Consider the following 20,534-nt stretch of genomic DNA (forward strand, 5'->3'; position numbering starts at 1 on the left):
TCGCGTGCGCCCTGGGCAGCGTCAGCCGCGGTGGCGCAGCGAGAGGAACTCGCGGCGCAGCGCCGGGTCGTCGAGGAACCGGCCGCGCATCACGCTGTTGGTCATCTTCGAGCCGTCGTCCTTCACTCCGCGCCAGTGCATGCAGTAGTGGTCGGCTTCCATCACCACCGCCAGGCCGTCGGGCTTGAGCCGCTGTTCGAGCAGATGCGCGATCTGGCTCACCGCCTCTTCCTGGATCTGCGGCCGGCTCATGATCCACTCGATCAACCGCGCGTACTTGGACAGGCCGATCAGGTTGGAGCCGGCATCGGGCAGCACGCCGATCCAGACGTGGCCGATGATCGGGCACAGGTGATGCGAACAGGCGCTGCGCACCCGCAGCGGCCCGACGATCAGCAGCTCGTTCAGGCGTTCGGCGTTGGGGAACTCGGTCACCGCCGGTGCCGGCTGGTAGCGGCCGGCGAACAGTTCGCGCACGAACATCTTCGCCAGCCGGCGGCCGGTGTCGCGGGTGTTGTGGTCGTTGTCGGTATCGATCACCAGCGCGCGCAGAAGCGCCTGCGCCCTGCCGGCGACTTCGTCCTCGATCGCGGCCAGCTCGCCGTCATGCAGGTAGTCGGCGATGTTGTCGTTGGCATGGAAGCGCTGGCCCGCTAGCAGCAGGCGCTGGCGGACGCGCTCGGACGCCGGCAGCGGCCGCAGCGTGTCGAGCAGGGCAGGGGTGTTCGGTTGCTGGGACATGGGGAGCGCTCGGTAACGGGGCGGGGGAGACCCGGTCCGGCAGACACCGCCGGGGCCGGGGCATGGTCGTGCTTACGCGGGCGCCGGCGCTTTGGATGTGCGGATGATCACAGCGCGTCCAGCCGCGCCCGCAGTTGCCCGGCGTGCATCGCCAGCGCCTGGCGCTCGCCGGCCGGCATCCGCGCCAGTTGCCGGTAGGGCAGGGCCAGGCGCGGGTTGTACTGCAGGCGCGGCGCATGCCGGGCAAGGAAGTCCCAGTACAGCGCGTTGAACGGACACGCGCGGGCGCCGGTGCGCAGATCCCGCCGGTAGCGGCATTGGCCGCAGTGGTCGCTCATCCGGTGCAGGTAGGCGGCCGCCGATACGTACGGCTTGGTGGCCAGCAGCCCGCCGTCGGCGAACTGGCTCATGCCCAGGGTGTTGGGCAGCTCGACCCATTCGAAGGCGTCGATGTAGATCCCCAGGTACCAGCGGTGCAGCGCCTGCGGGTCGAGCCCGGCGAGCAGCGCGAAGTTGCCGATCACCATCAGCCGCTGGATGTGGTGGGCATGGGCGTTGGCCAGCGACTGGCCGATGGCGCCGCGCACGCAGGCCATGTGCGTATCGCCGGTCCAGAACCAGGCCGGCAGCGGCAGGTCGTGGCCGAAGGCATTGCGCTGCGCGTACCCGGGCATCTGCGCCCAGTACACCCCGCGCACGTACTCGCGCCAGCCCAGGATCTGGCGGATGAAGCCTTCCACCGCGGGCAGCGGCGCGCGGCCGTCGCGTGCGGCGGCTTCGGCGCCCGCGATCACTTCGGCCGGGTCGAGCATCTTCACGTTCAGCGCGAACGACAGCAGCGAATGGAACAGCCGCGGCGCGTGGGCGCTGATCGCATCCTGGTAGTCGCCGAAATGCGCCAGCCCGTGGTCGAGGAAGGCCTGCAGCTGCTGCAGCGCTTCGGTGCGGTCCAGCGGCCAGCGCAGCGCCTGCGCCTGCGGGTCGCCGAAACTGGCGACGCCGGCGGACTGGATGCACTGCCAGAGTGCGCGCAGGTCGTGCCGCGGGCGCGTGTCCGCCGGTTCCGGCGGATCGCCGCGCCAGGGCTTGCGGTTCTCCGCATCGAAGTTCCAGCGTCCTCCCAGGGGCCGGCCGTCGGGTTCCAGCAGTACGTGGTGGCGCCGCCGCATGTGCCGGTAGAACGGCTCCATGGTCCAGCGTTCGCGGCTGCCGAAGAAGCATGCCGCCTCCTCGCGTCCAGCCAGGAAATGGCCGCTGTCCACGCAGCGCACCGGGATCGACTGCCGGGCCGCGTAGTGGCGCAGCTGCGCATCCAGCCGCCACTCGTCGGGTTGCTGGTACTCCAGCGTGGTGGCCGCGTGCACGGCCAGCAGCCGGTCCAGGTTGCCGGTCAGGGACTGGAGGTTGGCGGCGTCGTCGATGGCCAGGTAGCGGACCCGGTGGCCTGCCGCGCGCAGCTGTGCGGCAAAGCGCCGCATCGCCGCGAAGATCGCCAGGATCTTCTGCGCGTGGTGCAGCACGTAGTCGGTTTCCTGGCGGACCTCCATCAGCACGTACAGCACGTCGGCATCGGTGCGGGCGAACCACGGATGCCGCGGGTTGAGCTGGTCGCCCAGCAGCAGCCGCACGCAGGTCACGCCGGGTCCCGTGGCAGTGGCGCGGAGAGTGCGTACTTCAATGCGACGCCGACCAGCAGCACCGCCAGCGCCAGCGCGACCAGCGCCGCCACGGTGGCACCGGCCAGGGGCGACTGGATCTGGCGCACGTACACGCCCATCAGCCCCCACACCGCGGGCAGGGCGTACCACGGATTGCCGCGCAGGGTGGCCAGCATGCCGAGCAGCAGCACCGCGGCCAGGCCGAACAGCGCCAGCGTCCACGGCAGCATGTCCTCGACCGGCAGCAGTTCGAACGCCACGATCACCTGGGCGACGTTGAGGAACACGGCCAGTGAAACCCAGCCCGCATGCAACGACAGCGGCAGCCACTGCCACCATGGCTGGCGGACGTGGCGGCGGGTGTGCGAGGCCAGCCATGCCGCCGCCAGCAGGCAGCCCAGGCTCAGCCAGATGACCGCCAGCGCCAGCCAGAACCATTGCCGCGTGAACACCACCATCCACAGCGAGGTCAGGGCGAAGCCGGCGGCGGTGAACCGGCGGATGAGGCGCAGGCGCCGGCTGTCCTCGGCGCTGACCAGTTGCCCCAGCCCGAACACCACGTCCAGGGCGAAGATCGGGCCCCAGATCGCGAACGCGTAGCCGGCGGCGACGATCAGGGTCGGGTAGCGTGCGGAGATCTCGCCGTTGGTGGGGCCGAACAGGCCGCTGTTGGACAGCCATCCCACCAGCGGCATCGACAGCGCCAGCAGCAGTACCAGCCATTTCATCGGCATTCTCCGTGGAAGGTGTCCTTGTCCTGGCCGGTCTCGGGCCAGCGCTGCGGCACCCGTTCGATCCGCGTGGTGTCGTAGCCGAGTGCCGCCGCGCGCTGCAGCATGGCCTGGTAGTCGGCCTCCGGCACGCTGGGCGTGCGCGCCATGTACCACAGGTAGTCACGCGCATCGCGCACCACCATGACCTGGCTGTAATCGGGCGCCAGCCAGCCGATCAGGTACTGCGCCTTGAACAGCCCGAAGAAGCGCACCTTCCATTCGGCATTGCCGGTGCCCGGCTGCACCAGCCCGGTGGATGCCAGCAGCTTCACCGGTGCCTGGAACCCGCCGGGGCGGTAGCGGTACCAGGTGCATACCCGCCCCTTGCTGTCCAGGCGGTAGGTTTCCACCGGGTTGTGGCTGTCGCGCTCCAGGCGCGTGGGAATGATCCCGATCACGTACCAGCGGCCCATGAAGCGTGGCAGGTCCACGGAGGTCACCGGCGTGATCGGGGCGGGCTTGGCCTGGGCGCAGCCGCCGAGCAGGGCGGCCATCAGCAGCGGCAGGACGAAGGGCCGGGCAAGGCGCATGGTGGGCATCTGCGATCGGGGAGATGCCATGGTTTACGCAGCAGCGTCCGCCATGGATGCATCCAGGTGCCGGCCGCCTGCGTACAACACCGTGACTGCCACGCCGCCCCCGGGTGAACCTCCATGTCCACGCATCCGCCCGTCGTTGAACCGACGGTCGATCCTGCGCCGCCAGCCGCCCGGCCGCCGTTGCCAGCGAGGGGGCGCTGATGCCGCGGATGCGCAGGAAGGCCGACCTGCCGCAGCGCACGTGCGCGACCTGCGGGCGTGCGTTCGCCTGGCGGCGCAAGTGGGCGCGCGACTGGGAAAGCGTGCGCTACTGTTCGCGGCGTTGCCGCGGGCGCAACTGAGGAACGAAATCATGGGCAAGCGGATTCTGCTGGTGGGCGCCACCGGCCTGGTCGGCCAGGGCGTGCAGCGCGTGCTGCTGGACTCGGACCTGGTCGGAGCGGTGAGCGTGCTGGCCAGGCGCCCGCCGGCAGCGCCCGATCCCCGCGTGCAGGTGCTGCTGGCCGACGGCTTTTCCACGCAGGCGCTGGCCGCGCTCGATCTGCGCCGGCACGACGCCTGCCTGTACTGCGCCGGCCCGCTGCCCGTGGGCATGTCGGAGGCGGCTTACCGCGAGGCGACCGTGGCCACGCTGCAGCGGGTGCTGGCGGCATACGCCGGCGCCAATCCCGACGGCTTCGTGGCCTACATTTCCGGCAAGGGCGCCGATCCCGGCAGCGCGCTGATGCCGTTGCGGGTCAAGGGCGAGGCCGAGCAGGTGGTGGCCCGCTGTGGGCTGGCTTTCACCTGCGTGCGCCCGGGCATCGTCCGCCCGGTGCTTGGCGAGGTGTCGCCGCATCGGCTGCGGCGTGGGCTGTATGCGCTGTGCGACCCGCTGCTGGCGCTGCTGGGCGGCACCGGCCCGCGGGTATTCACCACCACCGCGGCGATCGGCCATTGCCTGCTGCGCCTGGTTCAGGCCACTGGCCCGCGGCCGGCGGTGATCGACAATGCCGACATCGCTGCGGGTGGCGGCTGACCGGCGCCTGCCGCCGCCGCTGGCCGTGCTTCGCGCGCAGCCGCTATCCTTTTCCCCCGATTACCGGCGCCAAGAACACCCTGCATGAACTCCACCGACAAGCGCGCCGGTTGCGCCCTGTGCATCGACGCCCCGCCGCTGGATTTCGAGTTCAGCTACGCGTTCCAGCCGATCGTGGATGTGCATGCGCGGCGGATATTCGCGCATGAAGGCCTGGTGCGGGGCACCGCGGGCGAACCGGCCGGCTCGGTGTTGTCGCGGATCACCCCGGCCAACCGCTATGCGTTCGACCAGGCCTGCCGCGACAAGGTCATCCAGACCGCTTCGCGGCTGCGGATGCCCTCGCACCTGTCGATCAACTTCATGCCCAACGCCATCTACCGGCCCGAGCTGTGCATCCGTTCCACGCTGCGCGCCGCGCGCCGCCACGGCTTTCCGGTCGAGCGGATCATCTTCGAGACCGTCGAGGGCGAGCAGGTCAGCGATGGCAACTGGCTGGCCGAGATCCTGAGCGAGTACCGGCGGATCGGCTTCAAGACCGCCATCGACGACTTCGGCGCCGGCTTTGCCGGGCTCAACCTGCTGGCCGATTTCCAGCCGGACATCGTCAAGCTGGACATGGCGCTGATCCGCGCGATCGACCAGAGCCGGCCGCGGCGCGCGATCGTCGCCGGTGTGGTGGCGATGTGCCGGCAACTGGACATCGAGGTGATCGCCGAAGGCATCGAGACCGCGGACGAGGCACGCTGCCTGGCCGATCTGGGCATCGGGCTGATGCAGGGCTACTGGTTCGCACGGCCGCAGTTCGAGCGGATCACGCATGAGGACGAGATCCCGTGGGCAGCGTGAGTGATGCCGGTCCGATGCTGGACCTGCTGGGCCCCACCCGTCCGGCGGTGCTTGTCCATGCGGTCAGCCAGAGCACCAGCGCGGTGCTCATCACCGACGCCAATGTCGAGGACGGCGGCCCACTGATCGTCTATGCCAACCCGGCGTTCTGCCGGATGAGCGGTTACCGGCCGGAGCAGCTGGTCGGCCGCAGTCCGCGCCTGCTGCAGGGGCCGCTCACCGACCGCGCGCTGATCGGTGAGCTGCGCGAGCACCTGCGCCAGGGGCTGCCGTTTACCGGCAGCACGGTCAACTATGCGGCCGATGGCCGCGCCTACACGGTGGAGTGGAGCATCTCGCCGGTGCGCGACGCCGCCGGGGTGATCGAGTATTTCGTCTCGGTACAGAACGACATCACCGCGCGGATCGCCGCCGAGCAGGAGCGCCGGCTGTTGCTGCAGGCGCTGGATGCCGCGATCGATCCGATCCTGATCACCGGGCGCGATACCCGGGTCGTGTTCGTCAATGAGGCATTTGCCCGGCTTACCGGCTACACCCAGGAGGAAATCCTCGGCCAGTCGGCGCGGATGCTGTACCCGTCGCACCAGGACCCGCTGTTCTACCGCAACCTGCGCGTGTGCCTGCGCGAGGGCAAGCCGTTCCGCGCCACCTTCACCTATCGTCACAAGAGCGGCCGCCCGATCCACGTCGAACAGAGCATCGCGCCGGTAGGCGACGGCCGCGGCCGCATTTCGCATTACATCAGCACCGGCAAGGATGTCAGCGAACGGGTCGAGCGCGAATCCAGGCTGATGGAGATGGCGACCGTCGACTCGCTGACCGGCCTGCTCAACCGCCACGCCGGTGCCGAGCAGCTCTACCGGCTGGTCGGGCAGGCGCAGGCATCGGCGCGGCCGCTGAGCGTGATCATGGCCGACATCGATCATTTCAAGGCCATCAACGACGTGCACGGGCACAAGGCCGGGGACGATGCGCTGGTGTGCGTGGGCCGGGTACTGAAATCCTGCGTGCGCGCCGGGGACCGCGCCATCCGCTGGGGCGGCGAGGAGTTCCTGGTCGTCCTGCCCGGCGTCGCGCTGGCCCAGGCGATGGAGCTTGCCGAGCGCCTGCGCTCGAAGGTCGGCGCGGCACGGGTGAACGAGATGGGCCTGTTCTCGCTTTCGGTCTCGGCAGGCGTTGCCGAAATGGCCGCTGGCGAGAGCGCATCGGAGTTGCTGCGGCGTGCGGACCTGGCGATGTACCGCGCAAAGCGCCAGGGCCGCAACGCGGTCAGGTCCTGACCCGCGCCGCTTCCGTCGCTCAGCCGGCCGGATGACCCGGCTCGCCCAGGTCGCGCGCCAGCCGGGTAAGCATGCGCAGGTGCTGCTTGGCCCAGCGCGCGCCCCAGCGCATGCCGGCGCTGGCCGAGCGCACGGCGATGATCGGCAACGGGCGCGAGGGCTCGTGCAGGTATACCTCGACGATCCAGCAGAGGTTGCGCCTGCAGATTTCAAGCACCTTGATGCCGCCCAGGCACAGGCGTTTGCGGTCGGGTTCCTCGACCCAGTGGAACGGGGGCGGCAGGCGGCTCGGAACGGCTTTGGTCATGGGCAGGGTCCTGGCGTGGCGTTTGCGGCGGCCCGGCCGGACGGGTGCGGTGCCAGGTGCAGGCATCCATCGCGCGGGGGACGGTGCGCTGCCCGGTGACGTGGACCTCCCGGGCGCCGCCCCCCGACGTTGTTCCGGGCCTCTGACGCCATCGCAGGGGCCGGCCGGTTGCCGCCACGGGTCAGGGTACCGATGCCCTTCGTTAGCCGGACGTCGACGGCTGCCAGGGCGATTTCACGCCCGCTGCGGCCTACTTCAGCTGACCACCAGCACCCACGTCGTGTTCGACCCGCTGAACCGGTAGCGCAGGCCCTCATGGTCGATCTGGCGCGCGATGTTGCCCTGGGTGTCCACCAGCACATGCAGGTCGACCAGCACGCCGGCCCCCGCGTTGGGGGCATGGCACAGCAGCGTATCCAGCGCCACTTTCTCGGTGGCCAGCACGGTGACCGGGCGGCATTCCGCCCCCGGTCCGAGCAGGAACGTTTTCACTTCTTTCAAGGGCACTCTCCTGGGGGCGACGGGCCCCGGGTCTGGGTGGCGATGCAGTGCTCGGCCGTCGCGCGGGCGCGCGGCGACGCTCCCGGATCCCGGCGACGGGAACGGGGCTTGCCTCGGTTCTGGTGGGACGTGCCTGCCTTGCGCGGGACCATGCGCTGCAGGTGGACGGCCGTGCGCTGCAGCATGCCGCAACGGCAGTGGATGTAGGGCCGGTGGCCTGCCTGTGCGGCGGCGCCGGTCGTGGGGAGGGGTGATCCGGCGTCGAGATATACAGGGGCCGGTGTTAAGAGAAAGGGACGGCCCGGCGAGCCGTTGCATCAAGCGGAAGGTACCGGAGTGATGTGCACGGGCGCGGTTGCGGCCATGGGGCTTTCCTTCGCCGCCAGCGGCGTGCGCGATGACGGCCGCGTGCACGCCGTGACGCGTAGAATCGCCCGGGTGTTGTTCAGGATCCTGCCGGTGGCGTTGGCGCCCGGCGGTGCGGCGGGAAGGCCGTTCGTGGTGCGCGTTGCCGGGGGCGCTTGCTGCCGCCGGCGAACTGGGATTCGGTCCGGACATGGGGCAGGGCATATGGACGACAGCGGGACGATGACGGTCCACGGCAGTGCGGTGGACACCGGCCGCCGGTGCGGCGCCCTTGCGGTTCCCGGCAGGGGCGCACATGCGCGATGACGCGCCGGTAGCGCCTGGCGGCGACCTGCCGCGCTACATCTTCGCCACGCCGCTGTGGGCGTTGCTGGTGCTGGTCACGGGCCTGGCGCTGACGGCCTGGATGGCGCTTGGCGAGTGGAGGGGCGAGCGCGACCGGGTGCAGGCCCTGCAGCGCTCGCTGGCCGATGCCGCGCCTGCGCGCCTGCGCGAACCGCTGGCCGGTGCCGCGCTGGGCCTGCGGGCGATGCAGACCGTGCTGCTGGCCGGCACCGCGCAGCTGGACCAGCACACCTTCGACAGCTACCAGCGCAACCTGCGTTCGCAGGAGTGGATCCATGGCTACGTGCTGATCGCGTTCGCGCAGCGGGGAGTCGGCGTCGACGGCCAGGTCACCTACCGCTACCAGTACGTCGCGCCGCTGCAGGGCAACGAGGTCCTGGTGGGCTTCGACGTGGCCCGGCAACCGGAGAACATGGAGGCACTGCGGCGCGCGCGCGACGCCGACACGGCGGCCATGTCCGCGCCGTTCCCGCTGCTGCAGTTCCGTGGGCAGCGCCAGGCCGGCGACATGGGCCTCACCGTGCGCCTTCCGGCGTACACGCCGGGTGCCATGCCGACCACGGTCGAGGAACGGCGTGCGCGCGAACTGGGTGCGCTGGCGGTCAGCGTGCGCCTGGAGCCGATGGTCCGCCAGGCCCTGTACGGCCGCATCCTCGACCACATGGACGTGGAGATCCGCGACCTTGGCGCCCTGCCCGCGCATGCGCGGGTGTTCGCCAGCGCGCCGTTGCCGGCCGATCCGGCGGCGCTGCAGGTGCGGCGCATGGAGTTCGGCGGACGCACGTGGGAGCTGCGGCTGTGGCCGCGTGCGGCGATGGGGGAATGGGCGCAACTGCGCCTGATCGTGATCGGTGGCAGCTCGATCAGCGTATTGCTGGCCCTGTTCCTGTGGTCGCAGGCGAGCGTGCACCGCCGCGCGCTCGAACTCGCGCGGCGGATGAGTACCCGCTTCGGCGAGAGCGAAGCCCGTTTCCAGGCCCTGAACGAAATGCTGCCGGCGCTGGTGCTGGTGGCCGACGCCCGCGACGGGCGCATCACCTATGCCAACCGCGCGGCCAGGTCACAACTGGGCAATGTCGCCGGGGTGCCGCTGGAGGACCTGTTTGCCGATGTCGTGCAGGGCAGGGAGGCGGTCGCTGCCACGCTCGGGGTGGGGACGTGGAGCAGCCAGGAGGCGTTCGTGGTGTGCGGCGCCGATGCGGCGCTGTGGGTAAACGCCTCGCTCGCGATGCTGGAGATGGACCATGTGCCCCACCTGCTCATGGTGGCCAGCGATACCAGCACGCAGCGCGAGATGACCGAGCGACTGCGCTACCAGGCCGCGCACGACGAGCTCACCGGACTGTGCAACCGCCGCGAGTTCGAACGCTGCCTGCGCCAGGCGCTGCTCGACCGCGATGCCGCCGGCGTCGCGTCGTTCGCATTGATGTACATCGACCTGGACCAGTTCAAACTGATCAACGACCTGTCCGGGCACACCGCCGGCGACCAGTTGCTGGTGCAGCTGTCGCAGGCGATGCGGCGCCACATCCGCGATGGCGACCTGCTGGCGCGCCTGGGGGGCGACGAGTTCGGCCTGCTGGCGTTCGGCGTGGACCAGGCGCAGGCCGACCGGCTGGCCGAGCAGGTGCGCGCCTGCATCGAGCGCTCGACGTTCTGCTGGCTGGGGCGCAGCTACACGGTAAGCGCGAGCATCGGCCTGGTGCTGGTCGACCAGCCCGGATGCACCCTCAAGGACCTGCTGGCCTGGGCCGACACCGCCTGTTACCAGGCCAAGGAAGACGGCCGCAACCGCGTGCGGGTGTATCGCGACGATGCCGACGCCACCCGGCGCATGGGCGAGATGGAATGGGCCAGCCAGCTGCGCCGTGCGCTGGAGCAGGACCGCCTGCTGCTGGACTACCAGGAGATCGTGCCGCTGTCGGCCGGCGCCGAGCCGGTCACGCGGGTGGAGCTGCTGCTGCGCATGCGCGCCGACGATGGCAGCGTGATCGCGCCGGGCGTGTTCATGGTGGCGGCCGAGCGCTATGGCCTGATGCCGGCGGTGGACCGCTGGGTGATCCGTACCGCCCTGGCCAATTTCAACGCCCTGCACCCCTGCGGCGAGCGCCTGCAGAGCTGCGCCATCAACCTTTCCGGTGCCAGCCTCGAGGATGAAGGGCTGGCCGATTTCATCCTCGACGCGATCGCCCGCAATGGCGTGCCGCCGCAGCGCCTGTGCCTGGAGATCACCGAGACCGTGGCGGTACGCGACCTGCTGCGCGTGGTGCGGGTGATCGAGCGCCTGCGCGCGGCCGGCTGCCGCATCGCGCTGGACGATTTCGGCGCCGGCATGGCCTCGTTCGGCTACCTGAAGAACCTGCCGGTGGACGTGATCAAGATCGACGGCAGTTTCGTGCGCGACCTGGGCCACGACCCGATGAGCCGGACCATCATCGATGCCGTCACCCGCATCGGCCACCAGCGCGGGGCCAAGGTGGTGGCCGAGTGGGTGGACGACCTGGGCGCGCTGGACCTGCTGCGCGAGCTGGGCGTGGACAGCGCGCAGGGTTTCGCCCTGCATCGCCCCGAGCGGGTGCTGTTCCAGCGCGACAACGCCGGGCAGCCGCCGGTGCGGTGACGCGCGCCGCTCAGTTGCGGACCGCGAACACCCCGTCCAGTTCCGGGCGCGCGCGGAAGCCGGCCCTGGCCAGGCGGGTGGCGACCTCGCGCGGCACATCGCGGCCGCTGGTGAGCCTGTTGGGCGTGCCGGTGTAGTGGAACAGCTGGCCGCCACGACGCAGCACCCGCGCCAGGTGGTCGTAGAACGCCTGCGAATACAGTTCGCCGGCGATGCCGAAGCGCGGCGGATCGTGCAGCACGGCGTCCACCGAGGCATCGGCGATGGACGCGATGGCCAGCGAGATATCGCCGTGCGTCAGCGTCAGGCGTCCGCCCGCTGCGTCCGACCCGGGGTCCGGCGACCAGGGGTTGAGGGTGCGCAGCCACAGCACTTCCGGACTCTTCTCGAACGAACGCACCGCCGTCACCCCGGCCTCCAGGCAGCAGGCGGCGAAGTAGCCCATGCCGCCGCAGGTGTCGAGCACCTGCTTGCCGCGCGGCGCGACCAGGGCGACCTTGCGGCGCGCGTCCTCCATCGGCGACAACTGCGCGCTGACCAGCATCTTGATGCCGTCGATCTCGAAGGTGGGCACGCCCCAGTCGGTCGGCACCAGCTTGTACAGGCCATTGCCGAAGCGCGAGGCCGGCGCGAAATCCCCACCGTCCCAGTAGTACACGGTGCGGTCCTTGAGCCGTTCCGGCCAGGGATAATCGTGGCCGCGCCACTGCCAGCGATCGGCCTCCAGCCGCACCTCGTCGGTGCCGCGGCCCAGGTCGAGCGAGCCGTTCCAGACCACGCTGCCGCCGCGCTGCGCCTCGCGCATGGCGTCCAGCAACGGGCGGGTAAGCAGGGGGCCGGAGTAGTGGGGCATGCGCGGAGCGGGCCCGCGAACGAGCGCCGGTGACGGAAGGGGGCGCCATCGTAACCCGGTCCGGTCGCGCGCCGGCGCCGCGCCCGGACCGGAGCACGGAACTTGCCGCGCCGCCACCGGTCTGTTGCTGGCATGGTCGCACCACCGCGGGTCCGCGCGTGGCCCTGCGCAGATACCCGGCGATGGAGAGGCATGCAGGATTCACGTGGTCGAGAACCGTTGTCCCACCGCGTCGGTGCCGGCCTGGCGACCGCGGCGATCCTGTGCCTGTTCGCGCGCGTGCTATGGCAGGTGCCCGAGCCCGATCCGAAGGGCCGCGCGCAGCGGTTGCAGGTGCGCTGGCTGCCGCGCCACGGCGAGGCGCCGGCGCTGCCGCCGGCGGCGGCGGACACACCCGAGGTGCCGGCAGGGCAGGCGCATGCCGCGCTGCCGCCGCCGCACGCATCGGAGCCCCGGCCTGCCGCCGCCGCACCGGCCACTGCGGGCCCTGCCGCGGACTGGTCGCGGCGGCTGTACGACGGCCAGGGCGGGATCACCCTGCCCGGCGAACTTGCCGGCGACGGCCGCACGCGCGGCACCGACGAGCGGGTGTTCGAGCACCGTGATGAACTGGCGACGGGCGTCGGCGAGCGCGCCACCGCCGGCCTGTTCTCGAAGCGTGCAGCCGGGACCCGGCAGTCACGCAGGGAGAAGTGGGTCTACGGTGAGGACATCCAGCCGGCACAGGCACGGCGCGCGCCGGACGTGGCGTTCAACCCGTCGCTGCACGCACGCGCCGCCGACCTCGGCAGCGAGGCCACCGGTGATGCCTACAAGGCCGCGCCGATCCGCCATGAGCCGCTGCCCGGCCTGGACGGCGAGGCCAGCCGTCGCATCCGGACCGCCATCGGCGAGCTGGAACGGCGCTACCCGCGCTGCGGCGACGAGGTGCGCCGCCGCTGGTTCGGCAACGCGCTGCAGCACCTGGACGCGCTGGAGCGGCTGGAGTACCGCTACCGGCATGGCGCCGACCCGGTCGAAGCCGAACACACGCTGCCGTCGGCGGCCGACAGCGCCTATGACCTGGCACGTCGCGCGCTGTGGGATGCGGAGCGACGCATGAAGACCTGCGGCTGAGCGGTGGCGCCAGCGGCAGGCAACGCTGCGCGGTGCATGGCGCCGGTGGCGGGCGCGCATTGTCGCGGCCCCCACCGCCACGGCCACCCCGGGACAGCTGCCGGAGACCTGTTCCACGCCTGTACCGGCCACCGCCAGGACTTCCCCGGCCATCAGCGGACAACCTGTGCAGGATGATGTTCCTGAAAGGTTCTTCCGTGCCGGGGGCTGCCTAGAATCGGGTTCCACCACCGCATGGGATCGCGATGAAGCCGGTCAGCCTGTTGTCGTATGCCCTCGCCCTTTTCACCACGTTCGGCTGCCAGGCGCAGCCCGGGCAGGCGGCCGCGCCGCGGGTCGGGGTGGCGCCCGGCTACAGCCACCCGCTGCCGCGGCATGCACTGGTCGGCTACCTGCACAACTTCGACAACGGGTCCGGGGTGCTGCCGCTGGGGCAGGTGGACGGGAGCTGGGACGTGATCGTGCTGGCGTTCGCCGACGACATGGGCGAGGGCAGGATCGCGTTCAACCCGGCGCCGGGACTGGAGCGGGCGCGGCTGGTCGCCGACATCGCCGCGCGCCGCGCCGCCGGCGGCATCGTGGTGCTGTCCTTTGGCGGCGAACTGGGGACGGTGACGCTGCGCACCCAGCGCGACGAGGACAACTTCGTGCGCACCACCGCGCAGGCCATTGATGCGTACGGGCTGGACGGCATCGACATCGACCTGGAGAAGATCGCCGGCGTCGTGCACGGCGCGCCGGTCGCCGCGCGCCTGGTCTCGGCGGTCAAGCGCCTGCACGCCATGTATCCGAACCTGTACGTGTCGATGGCGCCTGAGCACCCCTACGTGCAGGGCGGCTGGGTGTCGATGGAGGGCATCTGGGGTGCCTACCTGCCGTTGATCGACGGGCTGCGCGACGAACTGGACCTGCTGCACGTGCAGCTCTACAACAACGGCGGCCTGCCTACGCCCTACCACGCGGACCCGCTGCCGGCCGGCAGCGTGGACATGATGGTGGGCTCGGCCAGAATGCTGATCGAAGGCTTCGAGCTGGCGGGCGGCAAGGGCCGCTTCCACGGTTTGCGACCGGACCAGGTGGCGCTGGCCCTGCCTTCGGGTCCGCGCGCGGCCGGCAGCGGCCATGCCCCGCCGGCGGCCATCATCCGCGCCTTCGACTGCCTGACCCGCGCCACCGGCTGCGATGCGCTGAAGCCGGCGCGGCCATACCCGGACTTCCGGGGCGTGATGGCCTGGTCGATCAACTGGGACGTGGCCGACCAGGGCGCGTTCTCGGTGCCCGTCGGCACCCACCTGCGCCAGGCACGCGCAGGGCAATGACCGGGGGTGCGCCGCGGCACCTGGGGTCGGGGTGTCTTGGCCTCAGGCCGTCGCGGGCAGCAGCCGCAGCGCCGCCAGGCCGACGTGGTGCAGCAGTTCGCGCACCACCACCAGTGCCGCGGCGAAGCCGGGGTGCGCGGGCAGGCCGAGGCTGTGCGCGGGCACGCCGGCCGCCACCCGCGCCAGGCGGTTGAACACCTCCTCGACGTCGTCGATGGACACCGTGGCCGCCGTCCCCGGCGCGCGCCCGCTGGCCGCCAGCAGCGGCGCCAGCACCGGGTCCGCGCATTCCAGCCCTGTCGCCCGGGGCTGGCGCAGGGCGGGAATGGCCGGCATCAGCGCGTCCTCGACCCGCTGGATCGTCTGCTCCAGTGCGACCTCGCCCGGTGGAAAGCGCGACAGTCCCGCAGCCAGCAGATCGTCCAGCGACAACGGCAGCAGCACCGCCGCGGCGTGGGGTGCCTGCAGGCGGATCGCCGCTTCTTGCAGATGCAGTTGCAGGTTCATGCGCTGCTCCCGGGGTGGCATGGCCGGCAACGGGTGGTTACGCGCGGGCCGGTGAGCGTCTATGGTGCCGGGTCCGCAGCGGGTGGGATATACATGGAACGCAGGCATTGGGTGATGGTCGTGGCGGCACTGACGGGCGGCGCGTTGGCGGCCAGCTACCTGTGGGCGCCCGGCGCGCCGGATGCGCAGGCGCCGACGCCGACGCCGCTGGGTTGGCGCGCGCAGGTCGACCTGCTGGGGGGCGATGGCGTCGAGGGCGATGCGATGGGCCCGGACCGGCGCACCCGCTTCAGCGATCCCTGGGGCGTGGCACTGGATACCGGCGGCACGCTGTACGTGGCCGACGCGGGCGCCAACAACCGCATCCTGTATCGCTGGCTGGACGGTGACTTCCATGTGTTGGCCGGTGGCCGTGAGGGCTTCGCCGACGGCCGCGGTGCGGCTGCCGCGTTTCATACGCCTTCCGGGCTGGCGCTGGACCGGCACGGCAACCTGTATGTCGCCGACACCGGCAATCATGCGATCCGCAGGGTCACGCCGCGCGGCGAGGTCAGCACGCTGGCCGGCGACGGCGTGGCCGGCTTCGCCGACGGGGTCGGGCGCCAGGCGCGCTTCGACGGGCCGATGGGGGTGGCGGTGGATGCGGCCGGGCGCGTCTACGTGGCCGATACCTGGAACGACCGCATCCGCGTGATCGAGCCCGACGGACGGGTGTGGACGCTGGCCGGCGGCGACCGCCCCGGCTGGACCGACGGCCAGGGCGGCGCGGCGCGGTTCGACACCCCGACCGACGTCCAGCTGGCCGCCGACGGCACGCTGTGGGTGGCGGACCTGTACAACGATGCGCTGCGCACCGTGGATGCCTCGGGCCGGGTCGCCACCCGCATCGGCGGCCCCGATGGCCAGCGCGTGCTGTGGGGGCCGATGACGCTGGCGCTCACCCACGACGGCGTGGCCTACGTCGGCGAGCGCATCACCGGCCGCGTGGTGCAGGTGTCGCCGGCGGGGCATGTGGTGGCGGTGGCCGGCGACGCGCAGCGTTTCGCGCGCCCGGCGGGCATCGCACTGGCGCCCGATGGCAGCCTGCTGCTCGGCGATGCCGATGGCTACCGCATCCACCACCTGCGGCCACCGGTGGCGGGCGCGGCGGTGGCGGACGCGCCGGTCGGGCCGTCCATGGACAACCCGTTGCCGCGCAACCAGGGGCGCTGGCCGCTGGCGCCGCAGCACGGCTGGCACGAAGTCGTGGGCACGCTGGGCGAAGTGCGCGGCAACTTCAGCGGCGAGAGCCGCCACCACCTGCATGGAGGCTTCGACGTGCGCGGCGATGTCGGCCAGACCGTGCTCGCGATCGCCGCGGCCAAGGTCAGCAGTCCGGCCGCGAGCTGGAGCCCGGGCGGGCAGGCCGAGGGCCTGTCGCTGGATACCGTGGACTACATCCACATGAAGGTCGGCCGCGATCCGTCCAACCGCCCGCTGGACCCGGTGCGCTTCCAGCAGGTGCGCGACGACGACGGGCGGCTGGTGCGGGTGCGCGTGCGCCGCGGTACCCGCTTCGATCCCGGTGATGCGCTGGGCAGCATCAACAGCCAGGCGCACGTGCACCTGGTGGTCGGCCCTTCCGGTTACGAGCGCAACGCCGTGCGGCTGGGTTTCGCCAACTACGCCGACCACGTGCCGCCGCGCATCGACGACATCGCCCTGGTCGATGCCGGGGGCCAGCGGCTGCGTGAGCGCCGCGACGGTCGCCTGCTGGTGCCGCGCGACGGCGGCGATCTGCACCTGGTGGTCGAGGCCTGGGACCAGGTGGACGACAACCTGCCGCGCCGCCGCCTCGGCCTGTATGCGCTGGGCTACCAGATCCTGGACGCCGCGGGCCGGCCGCTGCCCGGCCACGAACAGCCGCGCATGAACATCGAGTTCAACCGCATGCCGCCGCAGTCCGAGGCGGTGAAGGTCGCCTATGCCGAAGACAGCGGCATCACCGTCCACGGCAGCGCGACGACGCGGTTCCGCTACGTGCTCACCAACACGGTGCGCGATGGCAGCCTTGCCCGTGGCCGGCTGCAGGTCGGCGACCTGCCCGATGGCGACTACATCGTGCGGATCCTGGCGCGTGACCACAGTGGCAACGAGGCCACCACGGGCAGGGACCTGCACGTGCGCCTTCTTCCCGGCGCAACGGCCGCGGAATAGGGCAGGACGGTCCTGGGCGTGGGTCCTGCCCCGGCTCGCGCCCGGGCGGGCGGTTTCCCGTCCGGGCGTGGTGCCGGCCCGCGGCAAAAAAAGACCCCGGCCATGGGGCCGGGGTCCAGTGCGTCTCCACGTTGCAGAGCGCTTTTACAACGGCTGCGCCGTCAGAAGTTGTACGACGCCGAGAACATCACGTAGCGCGGCGTCTGCCGGGCGATCGGCAGCAGGTAGGTGTTGGACACGGTGTAGGGACCGGTTTCCGAGGTCACGTCCACCTGGGTCGGGTCCTGGCTGTTGAGCACGTTGAACACCTGCAGACTGAGCGCCAGCCGCTTGTCCATGAACTCTGGGCGCCAGGTGACGCTCATGTCCACGTTGCGGGTCCACGGCGTGCGCTGCGAGCCCGGCGTGGCGACCTTGCCGAAGCAGGTGTGATAAGCCGCCTCGTAGCCGATCGGATCGGCTTCGTCGGAATTCTCGTCGATCGTGCCATCCGGGTTGTACCACCCCAGGCAGCTGATCGGCGTACCCGACTGCACGCGCATGTTGGCCGCGACCGTCCACTCCGGGGTAAGCGCGTAGCTGCCGTACAGCTTCAACGAATGGCGTCGATCGTTGGCGAGGTAGCCATTGGCGAACTCCATCATCTGCCACGCATCCCAATCCTGGGTCTTGGAGATGTTGGTCTGGCCGAATTCGGACTTCACCTGGCCTTCGTTGTTGCCCTGGCTCTTGGAGTAGGTGTAGGTCGCGCGGCCTTCCCAGGTTCCGTCGAACGGATGCTCGATGAACAGGTCGATGGCCTTGTAGGTACGTTTGACACCTTCGCTGAAGCCCCAGTCCTTGCTGGTCATCCTGACGTCGGTGCGCTCGCCGGTCGGCAGGCCGTTGGCGTCAAGGTATGCCAGGCTGAACGTGTTGCTGCCACCCGGGTTGAACATGTAGCAGTAGTTCACGAACACGCGGCGGCCGTCGGCCAGTTCGGCGTTGTAGCCCGAGCCCTGGCCTTCATAGTCCACCGCACCGATGTGGTCGAGCAGGGTGTACGGGTCGCAGATGTCGTCGATCGACGATTTCAGGTCGCGGTAGGTGAACTTGGCACCGGCAAACCAGCGCTCGCTGATCTGCTTTTCGAAGCCCAGGATGTACTCGTCCTGGTACATGTTCTTCAGATCCTTCGGCGCGAACGCCAGCACGTCCACCGGAGTGCCGTATTCGCCGTTGGACGATACGGGACCCGGCGCCGGTCCGCCGTTCACCCCCGGCACGGCGGTCAGGCCGGTGGGCAGGCCGTCGCTGTTGATGCCGGTATAGGTGAAGTACTCCCAGGTGTAGGTCGAGGCCGAGGCACCCCGGATGGCCACGTTGTTGGGCATCGCCAGGAAGTAGCGGCCAGCGTTGCCGAACACCTTGAGCGTGGAGTCGCCAAACACGTCCCAGCTGAAGCCCAGGCGTGGGGCCCACTGGTTCTTGGCGTCCATGTAGACTTCGCCGGCGTCGTTCTTGTTGGTGAACTGGTCGTTGCGCACGCCCAGCGACAGCAGCAGGTTGTCGGTGATCTGCCAGCGGTCCTCGAGGTACCAGGCCTTCTGATCCAGCGACATGCTGGTGTTGTTGAAGTACTTCAGCTGGCGTACGAAGTAACCGTTGCCGCCGGGTGCGCCGACGCCAAGCGCGGCGGACAGGTTGCCGTTCGGATTGCTGGTGCGACCGTATTCCCAGTAATCGGCTACCTGCGCGGTGCCTTCGTTGGAGGCTTCGAACTTGATGTTGTCCAGGCCCAGGCTGAGGGTGTGATCGCCGACCACCCATTCCAGATCGGCGCGCAGGCCATTGGTCTTGTTCTTGCCATCACGGCTCTGGTAGCCACCCTGCCGGTTCGGGATCGGCGTGCCGCCGGTGATCGACGGATCCTGGTTGGTGGCGCCGGCTACATACGGAATGCCCGGCAGGATGCCCGGATTGATCTGCTGGTTGGTGAACTCGTTGTTGCCATAGGTGGCGCTGAGGGTCAGGTTGTCGCTCAGGTAGCCGATGTACTTGAAGATGCGGTAATCGTTTTCCTTGACGATGGGCGTAGGCACGATGGCCAGCCTGTTGCCTTCTGTACCGGTATCGATGTCGTACGAGTAATAGCTGCCGCTGTAGTCGTCCTTCTGCTTCAGCCAGGTGGCTTCCAGCATATGGTTGTCATTGATGTTCCAGTCCAGCTTGACGTAGATGTTGTGGTCGTCGCTCTTGCCATGCGTGGATCGCGGCGAACTCAGTGCGTCAGGGTTGGTGAGGGTCTTGCTGTCCTCGACTTCCGCGCCGGCGAAGAAGAACAGGCGGTCACGTACGATCGGGCCACCGGCGTAAGCGCTGTAGGTGGTGGAACTTGACTCCTCGCCCTTGCCGCGGGAGTAGATCGTCCCGGCCATTTCCGGATCCTCGTAGTCGTATCCATCCGGAAGATCGAGATTGGGCAGGTAGAGGTCCTTGCGCTTCTCGCGGAGCCCCTTGGGTGCCCAGCGGATCTCGCCGCCAAACTCCCAGTCGTTGGTGCCGCGCTTGCCGATCTGGCTGATGACGCCGCCGTCCGAGCGACCGTACTTGGCGCTGTAGCCGCCGGTGTAGGTTTCCTGCTGGGCGATCGCGAAGAACGGAAGACCCGAGCCACCGAGGTTGGAGAGCGGTTCGCCGGTGAAGTAACCGTTGATGTAATAGGCGTTTTCCGAAACGCCCGAGCCGCCGAAGGACACCAGGCCGGACAGTGCCGAGAAGCCGCCTGCACCGGCTACCGCGCCGGGCGCGAGCAGGGCGATGGCTTCGGCTGAACGGTTGATCGGCAGGCGCTGCAGTTGTTCGGCGGTGAACACGGTGCGCGTATCGACGGAGGTCAGGTCGATGGCGGAAGCCGCAGTGGCGGTGACGTTGACCGTCTCCAGGGTGGAGGTGGTGCCGCCGGCGCCAGCGAAGGAGGCATCGGTACCGGCACCGACGATGACGGTCACCTCACGGGTGCCGACCACCTGCCCGTCGTGCTGGACGGTGACCTTGTAGTTGCCAACCGGCAGGGCGTTGAAGTTGTAGCGCCCGTTGGCGTCGGCCGTCACCGTGCGGTTGAAGCCGCTGTTGTTGGTGATCTGAACGATCGTGGTTCCCGTCGAAGCCGAGGGAACCGTGCCGTGGATACTGCCGGTGGTGCTCTGTGCATAGGCGCCGCCGGCAATGCACACACTCAGTGCCGCGCTCAATGCAGCGCGTTGGATCGTCTTGCGTTTGACCATTTCTCTCTCCAGTGGAAGTCCTTGGCGGGAAACCAGAAGATGAACAAGAGCCGAATGCCAAGTGAACTGACAATAACCCTCGGTTGGTCAAAAGTTAACGGCTTGGAAGTCGTTTCGAATGCAAGTAAAAATTTTCCTTTGTTTTTCAATTACTTGAATTTGTATCGATCTTAATTTATGTGACTTTCGTCACTGTTCATTTTCTCGAAATCCTGCCCAAAAGGCTTGACAGAAGGTCAGGACGGGGAGCCGCCGGCAGTGTCCGGCATCCGTCGGCGGC

The 20,534-nt window shown here is 69.7% G+C and carries 17 protein-coding genes; 8 read left to right on the forward strand and 9 right to left on the reverse strand.

All coding sequences use genetic code 11. The features are described 5' to 3' along the window. Window positions 1-21: 21 nt before the first annotated feature. The 4 genes from folE to F0P95_RS05670 all read right to left on the reverse strand — a co-directional run bounded on the left by folE (window position 22) and on the right by F0P95_RS05670 (window position 3,711). Window positions 22-741, reverse strand: a complete 720-nt coding sequence (gene folE / locus F0P95_RS05655; RefSeq protein ID WP_182336008.1) for a GTP cyclohydrolase I — start codon at window positions 739-741, stop codon at window positions 22-24. Between the two features lie 107 nt (window positions 742-848). Beyond that, entirely contained in the window at window positions 849-2,420 is a 1,572-nt protein-coding gene (locus F0P95_RS05660; protein WP_182336814.1) for a cryptochrome/photolyase family protein, read from the reverse strand. Beyond that, window positions 2,375-3,127 carry a hypothetical protein gene (locus F0P95_RS05665; RefSeq protein ID WP_182336009.1) on the reverse strand — a complete coding sequence of 251 codons (753 nt, stop codon included), beginning with the start codon at window positions 3,125-3,127 and terminating at the stop codon, window positions 2,375-2,377. Before F0P95_RS05665 ends, F0P95_RS05660 begins: the two co-directional genes overlap by 46 nt. Then, the gene (locus tag F0P95_RS05670; protein ID WP_232528833.1) at window positions 3,124-3,711 is read right to left on the reverse strand and encodes a lipocalin family protein; all 588 of its coding nucleotides are present in this window, start codon (window positions 3,709-3,711) and stop codon (window positions 3,124-3,126) included. Before F0P95_RS05670 ends, F0P95_RS05665 begins: the two co-directional genes overlap by 4 nt. Window positions 3,712-3,920: 209 nt before the next feature. Here F0P95_RS05670 and F0P95_RS05675 point away from each other — a divergent pair, with 209 nt between their 5' ends. From F0P95_RS05675 to F0P95_RS05690, 4 genes are all read left to right on the forward strand, one after another. Continuing rightward, window positions 3,921-4,052 (forward strand): DUF2256 domain-containing protein, encoded by a 132-nt coding sequence (locus F0P95_RS05675; RefSeq protein ID WP_198422024.1) that lies wholly within the window; start codon window positions 3,921-3,923, stop codon window positions 4,050-4,052. A gap of 11 nt (window positions 4,053-4,063) precedes the next feature. Further along, window positions 4,064-4,729, forward strand: a complete 666-nt coding sequence (locus F0P95_RS05680; protein ID WP_182336010.1) for a Rossmann-fold NAD(P)-binding domain-containing protein — start codon at window positions 4,064-4,066, stop codon at window positions 4,727-4,729. A gap of 84 nt (window positions 4,730-4,813) precedes the next feature. Next, entirely contained in the window at window positions 4,814-5,578 is a 765-nt protein-coding gene (locus F0P95_RS05685) for an EAL domain-containing protein (RefSeq protein WP_182336011.1), read from the forward strand. After that, entirely contained in the window at window positions 5,575-6,858 is a 1,284-nt protein-coding gene (locus F0P95_RS05690; protein WP_198422025.1) for a sensor domain-containing diguanylate cyclase, read from the forward strand. The genes F0P95_RS05685 and F0P95_RS05690 overlap by 4 nt, the downstream gene beginning before the upstream one ends. 19 nt (window positions 6,859-6,877) lie before the next feature. On the opposite strand, the gene F0P95_RS05695 is transcribed toward F0P95_RS05690, so the two are convergent. Together F0P95_RS05695 and F0P95_RS05700 are read right to left on the reverse strand one after the other, a co-directional pair. Further along, window positions 6,878-7,165: a hypothetical protein gene (locus F0P95_RS05695; protein ID WP_182336012.1), complete on the reverse strand. Its 288-nt coding sequence runs from the start codon at window positions 7,163-7,165 to the stop codon at window positions 6,878-6,880. A gap of 255 nt (window positions 7,166-7,420) precedes the next feature. Beyond that, window positions 7,421-7,666, reverse strand: coding sequence for a hypothetical protein (locus F0P95_RS05700; RefSeq protein WP_182336013.1), 246 nt, complete (start codon window positions 7,664-7,666; stop codon window positions 7,421-7,423). Between the two features lie 661 nt (window positions 7,667-8,327). Between F0P95_RS05700 and F0P95_RS05705 the strand changes: the two genes are divergently transcribed. After that, window positions 8,328-10,997 (forward strand): bifunctional diguanylate cyclase/phosphodiesterase, encoded by a 2,670-nt coding sequence (locus tag F0P95_RS05705; RefSeq protein ID WP_182336014.1) that lies wholly within the window; start codon window positions 8,328-8,330, stop codon window positions 10,995-10,997. A 10-nt stretch (window positions 10,998-11,007) separates the two neighbouring features. Here the strand turns inward: F0P95_RS05705 and F0P95_RS05710 are convergent, their stop codons facing one another. Beyond that, complete coding sequence (locus tag F0P95_RS05710; RefSeq protein ID WP_182336015.1) at window positions 11,008-11,850, reverse strand: class I SAM-dependent methyltransferase; 843 nt, start codon at window positions 11,848-11,850, stop codon at window positions 11,008-11,010. Between the two features lie 219 nt (window positions 11,851-12,069). Here F0P95_RS05710 and F0P95_RS05715 point away from each other — a divergent pair, with 219 nt between their 5' ends. Together F0P95_RS05715 and F0P95_RS05720 are read left to right on the forward strand one after the other, a co-directional pair. Continuing rightward, window positions 12,070-12,966: a hypothetical protein gene (locus tag F0P95_RS05715; RefSeq protein WP_182336016.1), complete on the forward strand. Its 897-nt coding sequence runs from the start codon at window positions 12,070-12,072 to the stop codon at window positions 12,964-12,966. Between the two features lie 245 nt (window positions 12,967-13,211). Further along, entirely contained in the window at window positions 13,212-14,285 is a 1,074-nt protein-coding gene (locus F0P95_RS05720) for a chitinase (protein WP_182336017.1), read from the forward strand. 42 nt (window positions 14,286-14,327) lie between these two features. Here the strand turns inward: F0P95_RS05720 and F0P95_RS05725 are convergent, their stop codons facing one another. Further along, window positions 14,328-14,792, reverse strand: coding sequence for a hypothetical protein (locus F0P95_RS05725; protein WP_182336018.1), 465 nt, complete (start codon window positions 14,790-14,792; stop codon window positions 14,328-14,330). A 93-nt stretch (window positions 14,793-14,885) separates the two neighbouring features. Between F0P95_RS05725 and F0P95_RS05730 the strand changes: the two genes are divergently transcribed. After that, entirely contained in the window at window positions 14,886-16,988 is a 2,103-nt protein-coding gene (locus tag F0P95_RS05730) for an NHL repeat-containing protein (RefSeq protein ID WP_182336019.1), read from the forward strand. A gap of 161 nt (window positions 16,989-17,149) precedes the next feature. Here the strand turns inward: F0P95_RS05730 and F0P95_RS05735 are convergent, their stop codons facing one another. Next, window positions 17,150-20,254 carry a TonB-dependent receptor gene (locus F0P95_RS05735; protein WP_182336020.1) on the reverse strand — a complete coding sequence of 1,035 codons (3,105 nt, stop codon included), beginning with the start codon at window positions 20,252-20,254 and terminating at the stop codon, window positions 17,150-17,152. Window positions 20,255-20,534 lie beyond the last annotated feature (280 nt).

It is taken from the genome of Stenotrophomonas acidaminiphila, from assembly GCF_014109845.1.
GTDB lineage: Bacteria > Pseudomonadota > Gammaproteobacteria > Xanthomonadales > Xanthomonadaceae > Stenotrophomonas > Stenotrophomonas acidaminiphila.

Coding starts and splice junctions, on each gene's coding strand:
- folE (WP_182336008.1), bottom strand. CDS start 741: ATGTCCCAGCAACCGAACACCCCTGCCCTGCTCGACACGCTGCGGCCG.
- F0P95_RS05665 (WP_182336009.1), bottom strand. CDS start 3,127: ATGAAATGGCTGGTACTGCTGCTGGCGCTGTCGATGCCGCTGGTGGGA.
- F0P95_RS05670 (WP_232528833.1), bottom strand. CDS start 3,711: ATGCCCACCATGCGCCTTGCCCGGCCCTTCGTCCTGCCGCTGCTGATG.
- F0P95_RS05675 (WP_198422024.1), top strand. CDS start 3,921: ATGCGCAGGAAGGCCGACCTGCCGCAGCGCACGTGCGCGACCTGCGGG.
- F0P95_RS05680 (WP_182336010.1), top strand. CDS start 4,064: ATGGGCAAGCGGATTCTGCTGGTGGGCGCCACCGGCCTGGTCGGCCAG.
- F0P95_RS05685 (WP_182336011.1), top strand. CDS start 4,814: ATGAACTCCACCGACAAGCGCGCCGGTTGCGCCCTGTGCATCGACGCC.
- F0P95_RS05695 (WP_182336012.1), bottom strand. CDS start 7,165: ATGACCAAAGCCGTTCCGAGCCGCCTGCCGCCCCCGTTCCACTGGGTC.
- F0P95_RS05705 (WP_182336014.1), top strand. CDS start 8,328: ATGCGCGATGACGCGCCGGTAGCGCCTGGCGGCGACCTGCCGCGCTAC.
- F0P95_RS05710 (WP_182336015.1), bottom strand. CDS start 11,850: ATGCCCCACTACTCCGGCCCCCTGCTTACCCGCCCGTTGCTGGACGCC.
- F0P95_RS05720 (WP_182336017.1), top strand. CDS start 13,212: ATGAAGCCGGTCAGCCTGTTGTCGTATGCCCTCGCCCTTTTCACCACG.
- F0P95_RS05725 (WP_182336018.1), bottom strand. CDS start 14,792: ATGAACCTGCAACTGCATCTGCAAGAAGCGGCGATCCGCCTGCAGGCA.
- F0P95_RS05730 (WP_182336019.1), top strand. CDS start 14,886: ATGGAACGCAGGCATTGGGTGATGGTCGTGGCGGCACTGACGGGCGGC.
- F0P95_RS05735 (WP_182336020.1), bottom strand. CDS start 20,254: ATGGTCAAACGCAAGACGATCCAACGCGCTGCATTGAGCGCGGCACTG.